We start from the raw sequence: 3,836 nt of genomic DNA on the forward strand, positions 1-3,836 counted from the left end.
CTTCCCCAGCAATATTCTTAACTGTAAACGCATGAAGGGCCTCAAGCTCTTCTAATAGTGAGTCTGTTTTAAGATGCACATCAGTGATGTATTCAACTAAGTTTTCAGCATAATCAGTTGTAATATGTGAATGTGTTAATTTAGAGCCAAGATCTTTGGCGTGAGGAGCTTGTGATGATTGTCCATCAGGTAATGTTCTTAAACACTCCCTCTCTATCCCCTGTCTTATATGTTCAATTAATTCTGGATTTTCTTTAAAGTAATTTTTCATGGAATAAGCTTACGGCAGCCTATACTATGTGTATAGGCTTTCGCACCGCACAGCATGTAATTTTTGTGTTATTTTTTTCCAAGGTATTGAATTACAGAGCTCATACCAGTGTGATACTTACCTTCAATGATTTCTCTTTTCACTCCTTCTAAATGAAGTTGCTCGAGGTTAGAATTTTTGAAGTCTTCCGTCGTATATAAGAGTTCTTCATCCTTTGGCCCACCCGTACCAAACTCTGGCTGGTCTTTGGCATAGGCCTCAAATAAATAGAGACCACCTGGTTTTAGCGCCCTCTCTAATTTTTGATGGAATTCCATACGTGTTCTTGTTGGACAATGAAAGAATATAGAAACTACCCCATCCCACTTCTCTTCACCAAAATCATATTCAAAGAGATCTGCAATCTCATAAGTCATTTTAAAACCGTTCTCTTGTGTAAATGCTAATGCCTTCTCTTTTCCAACACTCGAAAGATCAACACCATGAACTTCACAACCTCTTTTCAAAAGTCCTAGAGCATTTCTTCCTTCCCCTTCAGCGATACAAAGAACTTTAGCTCCAACGGGAAAGTTCTCGAGCTTTTCTCTTAAAAAATCATTTGGTTCCACACCATAAGCAAAACCTTCTTCACTAAATCTTTCATCCCACTTTTGCATATATTTTCCTTTTCTATGTCTTAATTATGCTCATATTCTACCCCAAAATACTGACAGCTCAAGGACACAGCGCTATAATCACTACGTGGAACTTGACCCAAATAAATTTCCCATTGATCAGCATCTTGAAGATATAAGAAATGAGCTTCAAGAAGCAACATCCCTGCTCATAAAGGCGGAAACAGGTGCTGGAAAGACGACGAGACTTCCACCTTTTCTCTGTCAAACGAGGCCTGGAAAGATTCTAGTTTTAGAACCTCGTCGACTCGCGGCCAAATTATCGGCCAGCCGCTGTGCAGAGATATTAAACTCTCAAATTGGAGATGTTGTTGGTCATCATATTAGACACGATAAGAAGGCCAGTGCTCAAACAAAGTTACTCTTCATAACTGAGGGACTATTTCTTCCCTACCTTAGGCAGGACCCTAAGCTTTCAGACTATTCCCTCATAATTATTGATGAATTTCATGAAAGGAGTATTCATACCGATGTGGCGATCTGCTTAATTCGTCATCTTCAAAAAACAACTCGTCCTGACTTAAAGCTGATTGTGATGTCGGCAACGCTTGAAACAGACAAACTTGAAGAGTATCTCGACTCTCCCAAAGTTTTTAACATATCAGGTCGAACTTTTCCCATTACTATTGAATACCCTAATCTTGAAGTTACTGATGCTATTGAAGACATCATTCAACAACCACAGTATCCTCACAATATACTTGTTTTTCTGCCGGGAATGGGCGCCATTCGAAAAATTGAAACAGAACTTAAAAATAGAAAGATTCAAGAAGAAATCATTCCCTTGCACTCGACTCTTTCAAAGAAAGAACAGGACAAGGCCTTTCAAGGCGCTAAGAGAAAGATTATTCTTTCAACTAATATTGCTGAAACTTCACTTACTATTCCCAATGTCTCTTCAGTCATAGATACGGGAACGGAGAGAAGGGCCAGCTTTGCTCCTTGGAGTGGTATGCCACTTCTTCAACTCGGGAAGATTTCCAAGGCAAGTGCAACTCAACGAGCGGGTCGTGCCGGTCGAGTTCAAGATGGGCTCGTCTATAGACTCTATTCTCAAAGTGATTTTGGGCAAAGAGAGGCTTTTACTCCACCTGAAATTAAGAGAGTAGAACTTTCACATTATATTCTCGATCTCATTGATCTTAATTTAGACCCCATAGAAATGGACTGGTTTGAAGCTCCCGAAAAGAAAAGCCTAGATAGTGCACTAAGCTTATTAGAGATGCTAGGTGCAATTAAAAGGGACCACTGTTCTCAAATGTCTCAGATTACGGAGAAGGGAAAGTTTATGGCAAACCTCCCTCTTCATCCACGCCTAGGTGCCATGCTCTTTAATCATCTTTCACAAGATACTCTTCTTGCAGCATGTACAATTAGTGAATCAATGGCGTTGAATAAAACTGCTGAGTTTTCAAGCCACGATGAGGAAATTTGTGACTTAAGTATCCAGGTTGATCTGCTTAAATCTTATTTTTGGAAGGAGAGAGACCTAAGTGATTATGGAGTCCATTATCTTGATAAGAAGAAGGCCTCTCGAATACTCGAACTGTACAAGAATCTTGCCTCACAACTAAAGTTAGAAAGAACACCTGCGAAATCTAAGACAGACCCCTCTTCTCTAGCACTTCCACTCCTTGACGGTTTTCCAGATCGAGTTGCCCACAAAAGGGCCATTAAGAAAAACAAGGGGAAGGCGAAGAGTAGCTATAATTTCTGCTTAGGTAGAGGTGGAAAGTTATCTTTTAGATCCTCTCTTATGGCAACTGAACCAGATTATATCATTGTCCTAGATGCGCTTGAGAACCCAAAGGCCAATGCAGCAATAGGAACAACAATTCAAGCGGCATCCAAGATCACAAAGCAAGAGCTTCTGATGTCTGACTCTTCACTTTTAAATAGTGAAAAAGAGAGTCTATTCAATGAAAAGAAAGGGACTCTTATTCTTACGACCCATGTAAAGTACGGAAAACTCACCCTTGAGTCCCAACAGTCACCTTCATTAATTGCAAAGGGTGAAGTCCTCATACAAGTCTTAAAAGACAACTGGCCATGGCCTTTTGAAAATGATGATGACTTATCTCTCTATAATCAAAGGGTCAAGCTTCTCGATAAACACGCTATCGATCACCAATGTCCCCTATTTGAAGCTGAGATGTTTGAATTATTTCTAGAGTCAATTATCGATGAAGAAACCTCTCTTGAAGATCTTCAAAAAGCAAAGTTAAAGTCTTTGATTCAAGACCAACTAAGTCCTCAGGATCAGTATATCTTAGACCACGAAACTCCCGAAAAAATTGAATTAGAAAATGGGAAGAGTTTTAAGGTTTATTATGATGAGGAAAAGCCCTATCTCATGGCGAGAATTCAAGACCTCTATTCGGTAAAAATCCACCCCACAATTTGCCAAGGGAAGATGAAGCTTAATCTAAAACTCCTATCTCCTGCCGAGCGAGTGGCACAAATCGTTTCAGACCTTCAAAACTTCTGGCAAGGATCATGGGAGTCAGTGAAAAAAGAGCTCAAGGCCCGTTATCCCAAGCACCACTGGCCAGACTCTCCAGAAACAAGTCCTCCAATCAGAGTCAAATCAAAGCTATAATTAGCTTTAACCTAATTATAATTATAAATAAAACGATTTTACCAGAGTTCAGTTTTAGCAGATAATTCATCTAGAATGCTAATCCACTTTTCCATGTTGGGAGGAAAGAAATGAAAACAAACGCATTAAGATTATTACTGGTTGTTCTTGTTATGAAGTTTAGCTTTGCTGATGGATTAGATACCACAACACTAAATGATGCAGCAGAAATAACAGAAACTTCAGAGATCGCCACTAATGATGGTTCAGCATTAGAGACAACAGAAAGTGACACGTCTGGAACGAGCACTTA

The 3,836-nt window shown here is 39.6% G+C and carries 3 protein-coding genes and 1 pseudogene; 2 read left to right on the plus strand and 2 right to left on the minus strand.

All coding sequences use genetic code 11. The features are described 5' to 3' along the window. Nucleotides 1-271: pseudogene (locus tag M901_RS05770) on the minus strand (glutamate--cysteine ligase); the annotation flags it as partial. Between the two features lie 68 nt (nt 272-339). Next, nucleotides 340-927, minus strand: a complete 588-nt coding sequence (locus M901_RS05775; protein WP_021277247.1) for a bifunctional 2-polyprenyl-6-hydroxyphenol methylase/3-demethylubiquinol 3-O-methyltransferase UbiG — start codon at nt 925-927, stop codon at nt 340-342. 85 nt (nt 928-1,012) lie between these two features. Here M901_RS05775 and hrpB point away from each other — a divergent pair, with 85 nt between their 5' ends. Both hrpB and M901_RS05785 read left to right on the plus strand, forming a co-directional pair. Beyond that, nucleotides 1,013-3,544 (plus strand): ATP-dependent helicase HrpB, encoded by a 2,532-nt coding sequence (gene hrpB, locus M901_RS05780; RefSeq protein WP_021277244.1) that lies wholly within the window; start codon nt 1,013-1,015, stop codon nt 3,542-3,544. Between the two features lie 110 nt (nt 3,545-3,654). Further along, a partial coding sequence (locus M901_RS05785) for a hypothetical protein (RefSeq protein ID WP_021277246.1) occupies nt 3,655-3,836 on the plus strand: 182 nt, incomplete at its 3' end.

This window comes from Bacteriovorax sp. DB6_IX (assembly GCF_000447775.1).
Lineage (GTDB): Bacteria > Bdellovibrionota > Bacteriovoracia > Bacteriovoracales > Bacteriovoracaceae > Halobacteriovorax_A.

Excerpts from the sequence above, each read along its gene's own strand:
- M901_RS05775 (WP_021277247.1), bottom strand. The coding sequence starts at position 927 with ATGCAAAAGTGGGATGAAAGATTTAGTGAAGAAGGTTTTGCTTATGGT.